General features: G+C 77.0%; 9 protein-coding genes. All 9 read left to right on the top strand.

All coding sequences use genetic code 11. The features are described from left to right. A partial coding sequence (locus ACSNN9_RS16550) for an amino acid adenylation domain-containing protein (RefSeq protein ID WP_436674128.1) occupies nucleotides 1–3,105 on the top strand: 3,105 nt, incomplete at its 5' end. After that, nucleotides 3,098–4,165, top strand: coding sequence for a TauD/TfdA family dioxygenase (locus ACSNN9_RS16545; protein ID WP_436674126.1), 1,068 nt, complete (start codon nucleotides 3,098–3,100; stop codon nucleotides 4,163–4,165). The genes ACSNN9_RS16550 and ACSNN9_RS16545, both read left to right, overlap by 8 nt. Next, a complete protein-coding gene (locus ACSNN9_RS16540) occupies nucleotides 4,162–5,178 on the top strand; it encodes a TauD/TfdA family dioxygenase (protein WP_436674124.1) in 1,017 nt (338 codons plus the stop codon). Before ACSNN9_RS16545 ends, ACSNN9_RS16540 begins: the two co-directional genes overlap by 4 nt. After that, nucleotides 5,175–10,520 (top strand): amino acid adenylation domain-containing protein, encoded by a 5,346-nt coding sequence (locus ACSNN9_RS16535; protein ID WP_436674122.1) that lies wholly within the window; start codon nucleotides 5,175–5,177, stop codon nucleotides 10,518–10,520. Before ACSNN9_RS16540 ends, ACSNN9_RS16535 begins: the two co-directional genes overlap by 4 nt. After that, on the top strand, nucleotides 10,513–11,265 hold the full coding sequence (locus tag ACSNN9_RS16530; RefSeq protein ID WP_358092445.1) for a thioesterase II family protein: 753 nt from the start codon (nucleotides 10,513–10,515) through the stop codon (nucleotides 11,263–11,265). Before ACSNN9_RS16535 ends, ACSNN9_RS16530 begins: the two co-directional genes overlap by 8 nt. After that, nucleotides 11,262–11,966, top strand: a complete 705-nt coding sequence (locus tag ACSNN9_RS16525; RefSeq protein ID WP_357868342.1) for a thioesterase II family protein — start codon at nucleotides 11,262–11,264, stop codon at nucleotides 11,964–11,966. Before ACSNN9_RS16530 ends, ACSNN9_RS16525 begins: the two co-directional genes overlap by 4 nt. Next, nucleotides 11,959–12,801 carry an SDR family oxidoreductase gene (locus ACSNN9_RS16520; RefSeq protein ID WP_357868344.1) on the top strand — a complete coding sequence of 281 codons (843 nt, stop codon included), beginning with the start codon at nucleotides 11,959–11,961 and terminating at the stop codon, nucleotides 12,799–12,801. Before ACSNN9_RS16525 ends, ACSNN9_RS16520 begins: the two co-directional genes overlap by 8 nt. Continuing rightward, nucleotides 12,798–15,560 (top strand): amino acid adenylation domain-containing protein, encoded by a 2,763-nt coding sequence (locus ACSNN9_RS16515; protein ID WP_436674120.1) that lies wholly within the window; start codon nucleotides 12,798–12,800, stop codon nucleotides 15,558–15,560. Before ACSNN9_RS16520 ends, ACSNN9_RS16515 begins: the two co-directional genes overlap by 4 nt. Further along, nucleotides 15,560–17,335, top strand: coding sequence for a condensation domain-containing protein (locus ACSNN9_RS16510; RefSeq protein WP_436674118.1), 1,776 nt, complete (start codon nucleotides 15,560–15,562; stop codon nucleotides 17,333–17,335). The genes ACSNN9_RS16515 and ACSNN9_RS16510 overlap by 1 nt, the downstream gene beginning before the upstream one ends. Nucleotides 17,336–17,346: the final 11 nt, after the last annotated feature.

Raw genomic sequence — 17,346 nt, 5'->3', positions numbered from 1 at the left:
CTGGACGCGGCGGCCAACCGGTTGGCCGCGCTCCTCGTCGAGCGGGGGGTGCGCCGGGGGGACCGCGTCGGCGTCTGCCTGCCCCGCGGCTCCCGGCTCGTGGTCGCGCTGCTGGGCGTGCTCAAGGCCGGCGCCTGCTACGTGCCGCTGGACCCGGCCTACCCCGCCGCCCGGGTCGCCTTCATGACCGAGGACTCCGGGGCCCGGCTGGTGCTGACGGTGGCCGACCTCGCCGACCGGTTCGCCGACGCCGCGCTCCGGCTCGACGACGTCGACCTCGACGCCCGGCCGGCGACCCGGCCCGACCTGCCCGCCGACCCGTCCGACCTGGCGTACGTCATCTACACCTCCGGCTCGACCGGCCGGCCCAAGGGCGTGGCCATCGAGCACCGCTCGGCCTCCGTGCTCATGCACTGGACCCGGGAGACCTTCACGGACGTCGAGCTGGCCGGCGTGCTCGCCGCCACGTCCGTCTGCTTCGACCTGTCCGTCTTCGAGCTCTTCGGCCCGCTCTGCTGGGGCGGGCGGGTGGTGCTCGTGCGCGACGCGCTGGCGCTGGCCGCGCCGGACGCCGATCGGCTGCCCGTCGCCCTGGTCAACACCGTGCCGTCGGCGATGAGCGAGCTGCTCGCGGCCGGCGCGCTGCCGGAGGGCGTCCGCACCGTCTGCCTGGCCGGCGAGCCGTTGACCGCGGCGCTCGCCGCCCGGGTGCTCGCCCGGCCGCACGTACGCCGGCTCTGCAACCTCTACGGGCCGTCCGAGGACACCACCTACTCGACGTGGGCGGAGGTGCCGGCCGACGGGGGAGACCCACCGATCGGCCGTCCCCTGCCGCACACCCGCGTCTACCTGCTCGACCCGGACGGCCGGCCGGTGCCGCCCGGGGAGCCGGGAGAGTTGTACCTGGCCGGCGCCGGGCTGGCCCGGGGTTATCTGAACCGGCCGGAGGAGACCCGCGCGCGCTTCCTGCCCGACCCGTTCCGCCCCGGGGAGCGGATGTACCGCACCGGCGACCGGGTCCGGCTGCGCCCGGACGGGCAACTGCAGTTCCTCGGCCGGATGGACGACCAGGTGAAGCTGCGCGGGTACCGCATCGAGCTGGGCGAGGTGGCCGCGCGGCTGGCCGCCCTGCCCGGCGTCCGCGAGGCGACCGCCGCGGTGCGGACCGGACCGAGCGGCGACCCGCTGCTGGTCGGCTACCTCGTCGGCGAGCGCCGCGACGACGTGCGGGAACTGCTGCGCGAGACGGTCCCCGCCCCGCTCGTGCCGTCCGCCGTCGTCTGGCTGGACCGGTTGCCGACCACCCCCAACGGCAAGGTGGACCGGGCGGCGCTGCCCGCCCCGGAGGTCGCCGTCGCCGCGACCGACGCCGACGGCGCGCCGCTCGCCGGCTCCGCCGCCACGGTCGCCGCCGTCTGGCGGGACGTGCTCGGCCTGCCCGTGGACCGGGCGGACGCCGACTTCCTCGCCCTCGGCGGCGACTCCCTGCTGGCCGTGCGCTGCGCCACCCGGCTCGCCGCCGCGACGGGCCTGCCGGTCGCTCCGGCGGCGCTGTTCACGCACGCCACGGTGGCGGCCCTCGCCGGCCACCTCGACGACCTGCGCCGGGCCGCCGGCCCCACCGAGGCGGTCGCCGGAGCCACCGGGCCCGCCGCCGCCGCGACCGCCGCTAGCGCGGCGGCCGGGGTCGCAGCCGCCGGCGGGCCGGGGCGCCCACCGGCGGGCGGTACGCGCCCCGCCGCGCCCGTGGACACCGCCCCGCTCTCCGCCGCGCAGACCCGGCTGTGGTTCCTGCACCAGCTCGATCCGGCCGACACCTCCTACCTGGTGTCGTTCGCGATCCGGCTGCCGGCGGGGACCGACTCGGAGGCGCTCGGCCGGGCACTGCGCCGCGTGGTGGCCCGGCACCCGGCGCTGCGAACCGTCTTCCCGTCGACCCCGCACGGCCCGGTGCAGCGGGTCCGGGACGACCTCGACCTGCCGATGGTCGTCGCCCCGCCCCGTCCCGGGGTGCCGCTCGGCGCGCAGCTCGACCAGCTCGCCGCCGCCGAGGCGCGTACCCCGATGGACCTCGCAACCGGCCCGCTGCTGCGCGCCCGGCTGGTCGCCGCCGACGACGGGCGGGCGCTGCTCCTGGTCGCCCACCACATCGTCTGCGACGACTGGTCGTTCAGCGTCATCGTGCGGGACCTGGGCCGCGCCTACGGCAGCGAGGCGGCGGGCGCCGGGGCGCCACCCCCGTGGCCGACCGGCCCGGCGACCGGCCCGGCGGAACTCGCCGTGGCCCAGCGGGACTGGCTGGCCGCCCCGGCCGGCCGAAAGGCCGTGGCCGCCGTGGTCGCCGCGCTGCGCGGCGCGCCGACGGCCCTGGACCTGCCCGCCGCACCGGCACTCGCCGCCGCACCGCCCCGCGCCGGCCGGCCCCCGGCCGGGGCCGCCCTGCGCACCCGGATCGACGACGGCACCGCCGCCGTGGTCCGGGATCTGGCCCGCACCAGCCGGGCCAGCCTGCACATGGTCGGGCTGGCCGCCTTCGCGGCGCTGGTCGCCGCGGAGACCGGCCGCACCGACCTGCTGATCGGCGTCGCCTTCGCCGGCCGGACCAGCGTCGCCGCCGAGCAGAGCGTCGGCTGCTTCGTCAACACCATGCCCCTGCGCCTGCGGCCCGGCCCGGACCGGTCCTTCGCGGACCTGCTGGACGAGGCCCGCCGGATGACCCTCTTCGCCGCCGCCCACCAGGACGTGCCGTTCGACGTCGTCGTCGAGCGGCTCCGCCCGGCCCGGCAGCCGGACCGCAACCCGCTGGTCCAGGTCGCGTTCGGCGTGCAGAACGCCCCGGCGGCCCGGCACGTCGACGCGGCCGGCGCCGAGTTCGTCGGGGTCGAGCTGACCCCCGACACCGCCCGCCTCGACCTGACCCTCTGGCTCGACGAGCGCCGGGACGGGCTGGAGGCGCTCTGGACCTACCGCACCGACCGCTTCGACGGCGGCCTGGTCGCCACGTGGCACCGCCGCTTCACCGCACTCCTACGCGGCGCGGCCGCCGATCCCCGGCGCAGCCTCGCCGAATGTGCCCACACCCTGGGGGGAACGAGAGATGAGTGAGCAGACCCCGGCCGCGCCGGTGATCCCGCGCCGCAGCCGCGAACGGTCCCTGGTCGACGTGCGCCCCGACTGGCCCGGCGGGCCCCTGCCGGCCCTCGTCCAGGCCAACGTGCCCGACGTGGACCTGGCCGCCTGGCTGGCGGGCAACCGGTCCACCGTGGACGAGCTGGCCCACCGCGCCGGCGCCGTGCTGTTCCGTGGCTTCGCGGTGGACGGCGCGGCCGACTTCCGCACCGTGATGGCCGCCCTCTCCGACGACGTGCTCAGCTACGGCGAGCGCTCGTCGCCGCGCAGCGAGGTGACCGAGGGGGTGTACACCTCCACCGAGCACCCGGCCGACCAGCCGATCGTGCTGCACAACGAGCAGTCGTACACGGTGAACTGGCCGCTGCGGATCGTCTTCCACTGCGAGACCGAGCCCGCCGCCGGTGGGCGTACCCCGCTGGCCGACAGCCGCCGGGTGCTCGGCCGGCTGCGGCCCGAGACGGTCGCCGGGTTCGAGCGCCGGGGGGTGCTCTACCGGCGCAACTACCTGCCGGGGATCAGCCTGCCGTGGCAGACGGCCTTCCAGACCGACAGCCGCGCCGAGGTGGAGGCGTACTGCGCCCGCGCGCTGATCGACGTCGAGTGGGTCGGCGAGCAGCAGCTGCGCACCCGGCAGGTCCGCCCCGCCGTGCGGGAGCACCCGGTGACCGGGGAGCGGACCTGGTTCAACCACGCCCTGTTCTTCCACGTCACCTCGCTGCCGGAGGAGGTCAGCGCCGGCCTGCGCGCGTCCCTGGCCGAGGAGGACCTGCCCTACCAGACCGCGTACGGCGACGGCACGCCCATCGGCGACGACGTGCTCGCCGAGTTGCGCGCCGCGTACGCGGCCGAGACCCGGTCCTTCGCCTGGCGGCGCGGCGACGTGCTGCTGGTGGAGAACATGCTGGCCGCGCACGCCCGGGAGCCGTTCACCCCGCCGCGACGCATCCTGACCGCGATGTCCGACCCGGTGGCCGCGCCCGAGCTGGCCGCCGCCACCGTCGCCCCCGCCGGCGCGACCGGGGTGCGGTCGTGACCGGGCCGGCGCCGCGTCGGCGCGGCACCGGCGCGGTCGCCTCGCCGGTGTCCCGCCGGGTGCTGGTCGACGACACGTTCGTGCTCATGGTGGAGGCCGCCGTGCCGGACCTCGACCTGGCCGGGTGGCTGGCGGGGCGCCGCGACGAGCTGCTGCGCGACCTCGACGCCCACGGGGCGGTCTTCTTCCGGGGCTTCGAGGTGGCCACGGCCGACGACTTCAGCCGGGCCGCCCGCGCGGTCAGCCCGGACCTGCTCGGCTACCTGGAACGCGCCGCGCCCCGGCACGAGGTCGCGGAGAAGGTCTTCACCTCCACCGAGTTCAACGCCGAGCAGTGGATCCCGCTGCACCACGAGATGTCGTACTCGCACAACTGGCCCACCCACCTCTACTTCTGGTGCGCCCAGCCGGCCACCGGCAGCGGCGGCGCGACCCCGCTGGCCAGCGAGCGGGTGGTGAGCCCGCGCATTCCCGCCGAGGTGCGGGAGCGGTTCCTGCGCGACGGGGTCAGCTACGTGCGCAACTACGGCCCGCACCTGGACCTGCCCTGGCAGGAGGCGTTCCAGACAACCGACCGCGCCGAGGTGGAGAAGTACTGCGCCGACTCGGCGACCGAGTACACCTGGCTCGACGGGGACGGGCTGCGGACCCGGGCCCGCCGGCAGGCGGTGGCGACTCACCCGCGCACCGGCGAGACGGTCTGGTTCAACCACGCCCACCTGTTCCACGTCTCCAACATGCCCGCCGAGGTCTCGGCCGCGCTGCTGCGCGAGTACGGGCCCGAGGGGCTGCCCCGCAACGCCTACTACGGCGACGGCGAGCCGATCCCCGACGAGGTGGTGGCCGGCATCCGGGACCTGTATCGGGAACACGCGGTGTCGGTTCCCTGGCAGCGCGGCGACGTGCTGGTGGTGGACAACTTCCTGGCGACCCACGGTCGCGAACCCTTCAGCGGCGACCGGCAGATCCTGGTCGCCATGTCCGACCTCTACCTCAACCGGAGCGTGGTGTGAACGGCTACCGTCTGTCCCCGATCCAGCGGCTGGCCTGGTCCGGGGCGCAGGACCTGGTCCGCGCCCGGGTGCTGCTCGACCGCCCGCTGGACCGCGCCCGGCTGCAGAGCGCCCTGGACGCGGTCGTCGCCCGGCACGAGGCGCTGCGCCTGACCCTGGTGCACCACCCCGGGCTGCGGGTGCCGCTGCAGGACGTCGACGACGGCCGCAGCGTCGTCGTCGGCGCCCAGGGCGAGCTCTCGGTGACCGTCACCGACGAGGCGCTGGAGCTGGCCGCCACGCCGCTGATCGCCGACCCGGCGAGCCTGCGGCTCGTCCTCGCCGACCTGGCCCGCGCCTACGCCGACGGCCGGCTGCCCGACGACGCCGACGCCCTGCAGTTCCTCGACGTCACCGAGTGGCAGCTGTCGGAGCGGCAGCAGGCCGACGTCGGCACCCCCGCCGTGCCGGCCGCGCGACTGGTCACCCCGCACGGTGACGACCCGGCCGAGGTCGGCACCGCCACCGTGCCGGCCGCGGCGCTGACCGCCGCCGCGCGGGAGGCCGGCGTCGGCGTCGCGAGCCTGCTCTTCGCCGCCTGGGCGCTCGCGCTGTCCCGCCGGGCCGAGCCGCCCGCCGGCGTCGACGACGCGGACCTGGTGCTGGCCCGCTGGAGCGACGGGCGCCAGGCCAGCGGGACGGCCGGCGTCGTCGGCCCGCTGGGCGGCTACGCGCCGGTCCGGCTGGGCCTGCCGCTGCCGGCCGCGCCCAAGGCGCTGCTCGACGAGGTACGCGCGGCCGAGTCCACCGCCGAGGAGACGTTCCACCTTCTCGACCCGATCGGCGAGCACTCCGACGCGGTCGCCGGTTTCGCCGTCGTGCCGGCCGGCGACCCGGCGGCCCTGGGCGGCCTGGGCGCCACCGCCGTCGAGGTCTCCGCGCCGCCCGCGCCGGCCGGCCCGCAGCTGACCGCCGTGACCGGCGACGACGAGGTGACCCTGCGGGTCGTCGGGGGCCGCTGGCTGCTGGAGGGCCTGCTGGCGATCCTGGGAACGCTGCCCCGGGCGCTGGCCGACGGCACGCCGCTGGTGCTGACCGGGGAGTCGGAGGCCCGCTGGCTGACCGAGGCGGCCGGCGAGCCGTCCCGCGCCGCGGTGCGCACCATCGTCGAGCTGCTCGACGACGGGCTCTCCGGCGCCGACCAGGACGCCCCGGCGGTCGTCGCCGCCGACGGCGCGTACACCGTCGGCGAGCTGCGCGACGTCGCGGCCCGGGTCGCCGCCGGCCTGGTCGAGCGGGGGCTGCACCGCGCGCCGGTGGGCGTGCTCGCCACCCGGTCCCGGGACACCGTCGCCGCGTTCCTCGGGGTGCTGCGCGCCGGCGCGGTCTACGTGCCGCTGGATCCGGCGGCGCCGGCGGAGCGGCTCGCCGCGCAGGTCCGCGCGGTCGACGCCGGGCTCGTCGTCGGCGCGGGCGGCCCGGCGGGGATCGCCGCCGCCACCGTCGCCGAGCTGGCCGCCGGCACCGCGACGGCGGCCGTGCCCCCGGTGGCGCCGACCGATCCCGCCTACGTCATCTTCACCTCCGGCTCCACGGGCACCCCGCGGCCGGTCCAGGTCTCGCACGGCGCCGCCGCCCACCTGGCGTACGCGCTGGAGGAGACCGTGTACGCGGGCAGCCGGGCCGGGCTGCGGGTGGCGGTGAACGCCCCGCTCACCTTCGACGCCTCGGTCAAGCAGCTCGTGCAGCTGGCCCACGGCCGCAGCCTGTACCTGGTGCCGGAGGACGTCCGGCGCGACGGCGCCGAGCTGGCCGCCGTCCTCGCCGACAACCGGGTCGACGTGCTCGACCTGACCCCCTCCCAGCTGCGCATCCTGCTCGCCGGTGCCGGCGGCACCCGGCTGCCGGAGCTGCTGCTGGTGGGCGGCGAGGCGATCCCGCCGGACCTCTGGGACACCCTCGGCGCGCTGCCCGGCGTCCGGGCGGTCAACCTGTACGGGCCCACCGAGTGCACCGTGGACAGCACCGCCGCCGAGATCCGCCCCGGGACGGCGCCGACCATCGGCCGTCCGCTGCCGGGCGTCGGGGCGTGGGTCCTCGACGACCGGCTGCGGCCGGTGCCGCCCGGCGTGGCCGGCGAGCTCTGCGTCAGCGGGCCGCAGCTGGCCGACGGCTACCGGGGCGACCCGGAGACGACCGGCCGCCGGTTCGTCCGCGCCGCCCTGCCCAGCGGACGCACGGAGCGGATCTACCGCACGGGCGACCGGGTGCGCGTCGACGCGGAGGGGCGCCTGCACTACCTGGGCCGCCTGGACGACCAGGTCAAGATCCACGGCTTCCGGGTGGAGCCGGGCGAGGTGGCCGCGACGCTGCGGGCGCACCCCGAGGTCGCCGACGCGGCGGTCGTGGCCCGCGACGACGACGGGCACGGCGACCGCCTCGTCGGCTACGTCCGCCCGGCCGCCACGGCCGTCGGCGTCGACCTGGACCGGGTCGCCGGGATCAACCCGCACGAGACCCGCTACCTGTACGACGAGATCTTCGTGCAGCGGGTCTACCTGCGCGACGGCATCGTGCTGCGCCGGGGCGCGACGGTCTTCGACGTCGGCGCCAACATCGGCATGTTCTCGCTGTTCGTCCACGCCGTCTGCCCGGACGCGACCATCCACGCCTTCGAGCCGGTGCCGTCGGTGGTGGCGGCCCTGCGGCGCAACGTCGAGGAGTTCGGCGTGCCGGCGACCGTGCACCCGGTGGGCCTGTCCACCGCGTCGGGGCAGGTCTCCTTCACCTACTACCCGGGCTACTCGATGATGTCCGGCCAGGCCGCGTACGCCGACCCGGCGGCGGAGGTCGCCGTGATCAAGCGGTTCCTCGCCAACGAGCGGGACCGGGGCGAGACCGACCGGGACACCCTGCTGGAGCGGGTCGACGAGCTGCTCGCGGAGCGCTTCGACGGCGCCGAGGTCACCGTCGACGTGCGCCCGCTGTCGGAGGTCATCGACGAGGTCGCGCCGGACCGCATCGACCTGCTCAAGATCGACGTCCAGCGGGCCGAGGCCGACGTGCTCGCCGGCATCGAGGAGCGGCACTGGCCGTTGATCGCGCAGGTCGCCATGGAGGTGCACGACGCCGTCGGCACCGACACGGAGGGGCGCCTGGACGAGCTGATCGCCCTCTTCGAGGAGCGCGGGTTCGACGTCGTGACCCGCCAGGACGACCTGCTCACCGGCACCGACCGGCACACCCTGCACGCCGTGCGCCCCGAGTACGCCGCCGACCCGCGGCCCGCGGTGGCGGTGCCGGAGGGCCCGGCCGCCGGCCCGCTGGAGGACCGGCTGACCGACTGGCTCGCCCAGCGGCTGCCCGCCCACCTGGTCCCCGCGGCCGTGGTGCTCCTCGACGACCTGCCGCTGACCCGCAACGGCAAGCTCGACCGGGCCGCGCTGCCCGCGCCGGAACTCGACCGGGCCCGGCGGGAACCGGCCGTGGCGCCGGCCAACCGGGCCGAGGAGATCCTCGTCGAGGCGTGGCGGGAGGTCCTGGGCACGCAGTCGGTCGGGGTGACCGACAGCTTCTTCGCCCTCGGCGGCGACTCGATCCGCAGCATCCAGATGCAGGTCGCGGCCAACCGGCGCGGGCTGTCGTTCCGACTCGGCGACATCTTCGTCCACCAGTCGATCCGGGAGCTGGTCGCGCACGGCGAGATCACCCTCACCGAGCCCGGCGCCGACGCCGGGGCCGCCGCCGCGGCCGACGCCGGCACGGCCGGGGTGGCGGAGCCGTTCGCCCTGGTCGCCGCCGCCGACCGGGACCGCCTGCCCGCCGGGCTGGCGGACGCCTACCCGATGACCGCGCTGCAACAGGGCATGGTCTACCACTGCGAGCTGACCGGCGACCCGGCGATGTACCACAACGTCACCGCCCACCGCGTCGACGCGCCGCTGGAGGCGGAGGCGCTGCGCGCCGCGCTGGCCGACCTGGTCGCGCGGCACCCGGTGCTGCGTACGGGCTTCTCCCTCGGCGCTTGCACCGAGCCGCTGCAACTCGTGCACGCCGAGGTGCCGGTCGAGGTGCCGGTGACGGAGCTGGCGGACGCCGACGAGGCCACCCGCCGGGCCCGCGTCGACGAGCTGGTCTCCGCTGAGCGGGTGCGGCCCTTCGACTGGGACCGGCCGCCGCTGCTGCGGCTGCACGCCGTCCGCGACGACGCCGACACCTTCACCCTGATCGTGGCGGAGTGCCACGCCATCCTCGACGGCTGGAGCCTGCACCTCTTCCTCGGCGAGCTGCTGGCGGCGTACGACCGGCGCCGCGCCGGGCTGTCCGTGCCGCACCGGCCGACGCTGCCCTTCCGCGCCTACGTGGCCGCGGAACGCGAGGCCGTGACGGACGCGGGGTCGCGCCGGTTCTGGCTGGAGGGCGCGGGCGGCGTGCCGCCGCTGCTGCTCGGCGGGGCCGGGCCGCGGATCACCACCACCCGGCGGGTGCCGCTGGAGGCGTCCACCACCGACGCCGTCACCGAGGCCGCCCGGGCCGCCGGCGTACCGGCCAAGTCCTGGCTGCTGGCGGTCCACCTGCGGGTGATCGGGGAGGCCGCCGGCCGGGACGAGGTGGTCACCGGGCTGGTCGTCGGCGCCCGGCCCGAGGCCGAGGGGAGCGACGCCACGCTCGGGCTGTTCCTCAACACCCTGCCGGTGAGCGCCGCGCTGGGCACCCGGTCGCTGGCCGAGCTGGCCGTCGACGCCTGGCAGGCGGAGCGGTCGCTGATGGGCCACCACCGCTTCCCGCTCGCCGAGATCGTCCGGGCGGGCGGGGCCGGGCCCCGCTTCGACCACTTCTTCAACTGGACCCACTTCCACGGCGGCGCCGAGGAGGGCGAGGACGGCGGCAGCCGGATCGTCGAGAGCCGGGGCATCACGGTGGACGTGGCGTTCACCCTCGCCGTCGACGTGGAGGTGGACCCGGCGACCGGCCGGCTCGCCCTGACCCTGCAGTACGACGCCCGGCACGTCGACGAGGCGCGGGCCGACCGGCTGGCCGAGGCGTACCGCCGGCTGCTGGCGACCGATCCGACGGCGCCGCTGCCCGCCGTCGGAACGTCGGGCCCCGTCGTGCCCGCCCCGCGCGACGGGGACGCCCGGGACCGCTGGGCGGCCCGCGTGGCGTCGGTCTGGCAGGAGGTCGTCGGCGTGGCGCCGCGCGGCGAGCAGGCGGAGTTCCTCGCCGCGGGCGGCGACTCGCTGCGCGCGCTGCGCCTGGTCACCGCGCTGCGGCAGCGCCACGGCAGCACCATCACCCTGCCGGAGTTCGTCGCGCTGGGCAGCTACGGCGCCGTGGTGGAGCGGGTGACCCGCGATGGCTGAGAACCCGTGGCTGGTGGTCCGGGCGCCCGTCGCCCGGCCCGCCCTGCGCCTGTTCTGCCTGCCCTACGCGGGCGGCAACGCCGGGGCGTTCGAGACCTGGCGGGCGGGGCTGCCGCGCGCGGTCGAGGTGAACGCGGTGCAGTACCCGGGCCGCCGCGAGCGGGCCGCCGATCCCGCGCCACGACGGATGACGCCGCTGGTGCAGGCCCTCGAGGCGGCCCTGGCGCCGCACCTGGACCGGCCCTACGCGGTCTACGGCGACTGCCTCGGCGCGTACGTCGCGTTCGAGCTGGTCCGCCGGCTGGAGCGGCGCGGGCACCGGCCGGCCGACCGGCTGGTGGTCTCCTCGGCCGTGGCCCCGCACCGGGCCGAGGTCGAACCGGACCACTCCGGCGCCGACGACGCCACGTTCCTCGCCGAGCTGGTCGCGCTGGGCACGATGCCGGCGGCCGTCGCCGCGCACCCGGAGCTGGCCGCCGCCGCGCTGCCGGCCGCCCGCGCCGACTTCGAGCTCGGCCGCAGCTACCGCTACCGCGACGCCGGCCCGATCGGCGTCCCGGTCACCGTGATCCGCGGCGACGCCGACCCGCACGTCGGCGACGTCGGCGCGGCGGCGTGGGCCGACCTGACCACCGCCGGCTGCGCCACCGTCACCGTCCCGGGCGGGCACGACCTGCTCGCCCGGGCCGACCCCGGACTGCTCGGCGCCGTCCGGTCCGCCCTCCTCGGCAAGGAGCCGTCTTGACCGTCACGTCACTGCTCTGCTTCCCGTACGCCGGCGCGGGCGCCTCGGTGTACCAACCGTGGCAGCGGGTCGCCCCGCCCGACCTGGAGATCGTCCCGGTGCAGTTGCCGGGCCGGGAGAAGCGCTTCGTCGAGGAGCCGTACCGCCGCATGGACCAGGCCGTCGACGGGCTCCTCGACGAGGTGCTCGAACTGGTCGCCGGCCGCGACCGGGTGGCGCTGTTCGGCCACAGCATGGGCGCGGTGCTCGCGTACGAGATGGCCGGCCGGCTGGCCCAGGCCGCCGGGGTGCGGCTGGCGCACCTGTTCGTCAGCGGCTCGCCCGACCCGTGGTCCGGCCGGGACCGCACGGCCGCCGACCTGCCCGACGACGAGTTCGTCGCGCGGGTCGAGGAGTTCGCCGGCTACACGCACCCGGCGCTGGCCGACCCCGACATGCGGGAACTGCTGCTGCCGACCCTGCGCGCCGACGTGGAGCTGCACGAGGGCTACCGGCCGGGCGGCGACAAGCGGCTCGACGTGCCGGTGACCGCGCTGCGCGGCGCCGACGACACCCTGGTGGCCGCCTCCGAGCTCACCGGCTGGGACCGGGTCACCTCCGCGGGGTTCGCCTCGCTCACCGTTCCCGGCGGACACATGTACCTCGCCGACGACCCGGCCGAGCTGCTGGCGCTGGTGCGACGGAGGCTGGCCGGTGCCTGAGCCGACGCCGGGCCGGCTGGCCGGCAAGACCGCGATCGTCACCGGCGCCGCGCGGGGGCTGGGCAGGGCCTGCGCGACCGCCTTCGCGGCGCAGGGCGCCGACCTGGTCCTGGTGGACGTGGCCCACGACCTGCCCGGCGTGCCGTACCCGCTCGGCTCCGCCAGCCAGCTCGCGCACACCGCCAAGCTCTGCGCGGAGCTGGGGGTGGCCGCGTACCCGGTCGAGGCCGACGTCCGGGACCTCGACGCGGTCCGGGCCGCCGTCGCGCTCTGCGTGGACCGGTTCGGCCGGGTCGACGTCCTGGTGAACAACGCCGGGATCGCGGCGCCCTCCGGCAAGCCGGTGCACGAGATCAGCGAGCAGGAGTGGCAGCTCATGCTCGACGTGGACCTCTCCGGCCCGTGGCGGATGGTCAGCGCGGTCGGCGCGGTGATGTGCCGGCAGCGCGCCGGGAGCATCGTCAACGTGGCGTCGACCGCCGGCCTGGTCGGCTACCGGCACTTCGCCGGGTACGTCGCCGCCAAGCACGGGCTGGTCGGCCTGACCCGGGCCGCGGCGCTGGACTACGCGCCGCTGAAGGTGCGGGTCAACGCCCTGTGCCCCGGCTCGGTGCGCGACGACCCGTACGTCGAGGGCCGGATGCTGGCCGAGATCGCCCGGTCGCTGGAGGTGCCGGTCGCCGAGCACGAGGAGACGTTCGTCCAGGCCCAGCCGATGAACGCGCTGATCGAGCCCGACTCGGTGGCCCAGGCCGCCCTCTGGCTGGCCTCGGACGAGTCGTCGCAGGTCACCGGCTCGGTCATCACCGTCGACGGAGGATTTACCACCCGATGAGCAGCCGTCCACAGCCCACCAGACAGCAGTCCGACCCGGGCCGCTCCTGCCACGCGGCGGCGGTGGCCGTCGCCGGCGACCCGGACGAGGTCGCCGACCGGTTCGCCGCCGCCCTGGCGCGCCGGGGCCTCGCCGCCGCCCGGCTCTGGGTGGACCGGGTGCCCGGTCCGGTGGCCGCCGCCCGCCGCGCCGCCGAGCTGGCGCGACCGCTGCCCGCCGACGGCCCGCCGCTGCGGGCGGTGCTGCTGCGCCACGACGACGGCGCCGACCTGGTGCTGGTCGCCCGGCGCGGCCCGCTCACCGGCCGCGCGCTGGGCGAGCTGGCGGTCGAGGCGGCCGGGGGCGCGCCGCCGGCTGGGGCGGAGCCGACCGCCGACCCCGACGGTGGGGACCGTTCGCCCGGTGGCGGACCGGAGCCGGCCGGGGACGACGTGGAGCACGAGGGGGACACCGCCTGGCGGGGCGGGAACCCCCGCGCCGACCGGAGGGCGTCGTACGCCTTCGCCGTGCCCGCCGGCACCGACCGGCTGGCGCTGACCGGCGCGGTCGGCGCGGTGCTGGCCCGCTTCGGCGGCGTGCGCCGGGTGCGGGTGGGCACGCTCCTCGACGAGGGGCCGGCGGTCGTGCCGGTGGCGGTGGACGGCACGCTGCGTGACCTCGCGGCCCGGCCCGCCGAACCGGCGCCGGGGCCCACCTCCGGGCGGGCGCCCGACGCCGGGCCGCCGGAGGCCGCGGCCGGCGTGCTGACCGGCGACGGCCCCGCCGACACCTACCTGCCCAGCCTGGCGCCGCCGTGGCCGCTCACCCTGACGCTGCGGGGGACGACCGTCACCTGCGACTTCCGCACCGGTGTGTGGTCCGCCGAGGTGGTGGCCGCGGTGGCCCGGTACGTCACCCGCGTCCTCGGCCAGCTCCTCGCCGACGGCGACCGGGCCCTGACCGACTGCGACCTGTTCGACGACGCCGAGCGGGACCGGGTGGTGGCGCTCGGCGGGGCGGCCGTCGACCTGCCCGAGCCGACCGGCGGCATCCACGACCGGGTGGCCGGGTGGGCGCGGGCCACCCCGGACGCCCCGGCGGTGTCCTACGGCGACGACCGGCTCACGTACGCCCAGCTCGACGCCCGCGCCGGGCGGATCGCGGCGGCGCTGCGGGCGCGCGGCTGCGGGCCGGGCACGCGGGTCGGCGTCTGCCTGGAGCGCTCGGTGGACCTGGTGGCGGCCCTGCTCGGGGTGCTCAGGTCCGGCGCCGCCTACGTCCCGATCGACCCCACCTACCCGGCGGAACGGATCCGCTACACCGTCGAGGACTCCCGGGTGACCCTGCTCGTGGGCGCCGACGGCGTGGAGCTCGACGAGTTGCTCGCCGACGTCGCCGACGACGACGCGGTGGGCGCCGGGGCGGCGACGGTCGGCCCGGACGACCCCGCGTACGTCATCTACACCTCCGGCTCCACCGGCCGGCCGAAGGGGGTCCAGGTCCCGCATCGCAACGTGCTGGCCCTGCTCGCCGCGACCCGGGACGACTTCGGGCTCGGCCCGACGGACACCTGGACGATGTTCCACTCCAGCGCGTTCGACTTCTCGGTCTGGGAGATCTGGGGATGCCTGCTCACCGGCGGGCACCTGGTCGTCGTCCCGCACCTGGTGGTCCGGGACCCGGCCGAGTTCCACGCCCTGCTGCGCGCGGAGCGGGTGACCGTGCTCAACCAGACCCCGTCGGCGTTCGCGCAGCTCGTCGACGCCGACCGGCGGGCCGTGCGCCGGCTGGGGCTGCGCCTGGTGGTGTTCGGCGGCGAGCCGCTGGACGCCGGCATGCTGACCGGCTGGTTCGACCGGTACCCGGAGCGCGCCTGCCGGATGGTCAACATGTTCGGGATCACCGAGACCACCGTGCACGTCACCGCGCAGACCATCGACCGGGGTTTGGCCCTGGCCGGCACCCGCTCCGTGGGTCGCCCGTTGCCCGGCTGGTACGTCCACGTGCTCGACCCGGCGGGGCGGCTGCTGCCGCCCGGGGCCGCCGGGGAGATCCACGTCGGCGGCGCCGGGGTGGCCGACGGCTACCTGCACCGCGACGAGCTCACCGCCCAGCGCTTCCTGCCCGACCCCTGGCGGGGCGGGCGGATGTACCGCAGCGGCGACCGGGGCCGGCTGCTGCCGGACGGGCGGCTCGAGCACCTGGGCCGGCTCGACGACCAGGTCAAGATCCGTGGCTACCGGATCGAGCTGGACGAGATCCGTCAGGTGCTGCTCGACGACCCGGACGTGCTGGCCGTGGCGGTCACCGTGGACACCGGCGCGGACGCCGCCGACGCCCGGCTGCACGCGTACGTGGTGCTCGCCGACGGGGCCGACTCGACCGCCGACCTGCGCCGCCGGGTGGCCAGGATCCTGCCCGACTACATGGTGCCGGCCACGGTGACGCCGCTGCCCGCGCTGCCGCTCACCGCCAACGGCAAGCTCGACGCGGCCCGGCTGCCCGCGCCGGCCGTCCGGTCCCTGCCCGCCGCCCGGGAGCCCGCCGACGCCGGGGCCGGCGCCAGCCGCGCCGAGCGGATCCGAGTGGTCTGGGAGCGGGTGCTCGGCGCCGAGGTGGGGCCGGAGGACAACTTCTTCGACCTCGGCGGCAACTCCCTGCTCGCCCTGCGGCTGCTGCGTGAGCTGCGCGCGCAGGGTCTCGGCGAGTTCACCCCCCGCCACCTGTACGTGCACCCCACGGTCCGCGCCCTGGTCGGCGCGGGCGGAACGGAGCGGTGATGGCCGACGTCGACACGCTGACCCGCCTCTGGCCCCAGGTGCGCGAGGTGGCCGTCAAGGGCAGCTGCGCGTACGTGGTGGCCGACGACTACCTCGACCCGCTGCACCTGCGCGGCCTGCTCGCCCGGGAGCTGCCCGACGCCGACCTGCCCCGGCACATCGTGCAGGTGGACTCCCTCGACCCCGCCGACCTGGTCGAGCCGGACGACCGGTTCGGGGCGTACCTGCCGCCGCGCGACGACACCGAGCGCGTCCTGGTGCGCATCGCCGAACGCCTGCTCGACCTGCCGAAGCTGGGCGTGCTCGACGACTTCTACGCCGTCGGCGGCGACTCGCTCGCCGCGACGGGGCTGGCCGTCGAGGCGCAGCGGGCCCTCGGGGTGGGCGTCTCCCTCGCCGCGGTGCTGCGCAACCCCACGGTGGCCGGTCTCGCCGAGGAGATCGGCCGGGCCCGGGCGGCCGTGCCGCTGCCCCGCGCCGAGGCGGCGGACGCCTACCCGCTCTCCCCGCAGCAGCGCCGGGTCTTCCTCGCCCAGTCCCGCGACCCCGCCTCGGTGGCCTACAACCTGCCGCTGCTGGTGCCGCTGCCGGCGGACGTCGACCGCGCCCGGCTGGCGGACGCGTTCCGCGTCGTCATCGCCCGGCACGACATCCTCCGGACCGCCTTCGGCACCGAGGCGGGCCGGCCGGTGCAGCGGGTGCTGCCGGCCGTCGCGTTCGACCTGCCGGAGACCGGGGGCACCGGGCCGCTCCCGGTCGAGCCGTTCGACCTGGCCGCTCCGCCGCTGCTGCGGGCCGCCCTGCGGCGCACCGGTGACGGCCCGGTGCTGGCGCTGGACCTGCACCACATCGTCACCGACGGCCTCTCCCTGGCGTTGCTGCTGCGCGAGGTCGACACCGTCTACCGTGGCGGCGAACCACCCCCGGTCCCCGCCCAGTACGCCGACTACGCCGTATGGGCCACCTCCGGGGAACCGCCCGGGGGCGACTACTGGCGGCGGCGCTTCGCCGAGCCGCCGGCGCCCCTGCGGCTGCCCACCGACGCGGCGCGGCTGACCGGCCGGCCGGCGACGGCGCGCGCCGGCACCGTCGAGTTCGACGTCGGGGCGGAGCGGACCGCCGCGCTGCGGGCGCTGGCCCGGCGCGAGGGGGTGACCCTGTTCCAGGTCCTGCTCGCCGTCTACGCGACCTTCCTCGCCTCGGCGACCGGCGGGACCGACGTCACGGTGGGCACCCCGGTCGCCGGTCGCGGCGCCCCGGGCCTGGACGCGACCATGGGGATGCTGGTCAACACGGTCTGCCTGCGGCACCGGGTGCGACCGGAGGCCACCTTCCGGGAGCTGCTCACCGAGGTGGCGCACGACGTGGTCGACGCCTTCGCGCACCAGGACTACCCGTTCGACACGCTGGTCGCCGAGGTGCTGCCGGTGCGCGACCAGGACCGGCATCCGCTCTTCGACACGCTGTTCGCGATGCAGCACGCCGAGGTGGCCACCGCCGACTTCCTGGGGCGGCGGGTCGAGTTGGCCGTCGCGCCCACCGGCCAGGCCATGTTCGACCTGGACATGCAGGTCTACGAGCGCGCCGATTCGCTGCGCGTGCACTGGGCGTACGACGCCGGGCTGTTCCTGCCCGCGACGGTGCGGGCCTTCGCCGACCTCTGGCTGGAGCTCGCCGACACCGTCCTGGCCGACCCCGGGGTGCCGGTCGGCGAGCTGACCGGGGCACGCCCGGTGGCCGCCGGGGCGCCCTCCACCATCGACATCGAGTTGTGAGCCGGAGAGAT

The organism is Micromonospora sp. URMC 107 (assembly GCF_051386315.1).
Lineage (GTDB): Bacteria > Actinomycetota > Actinomycetes > Mycobacteriales > Micromonosporaceae > Micromonospora.
The sequence above is the reverse complement of the archived record's forward strand: the minus strand, read 5'-3'. Positions and strand labels throughout refer to the sequence as shown.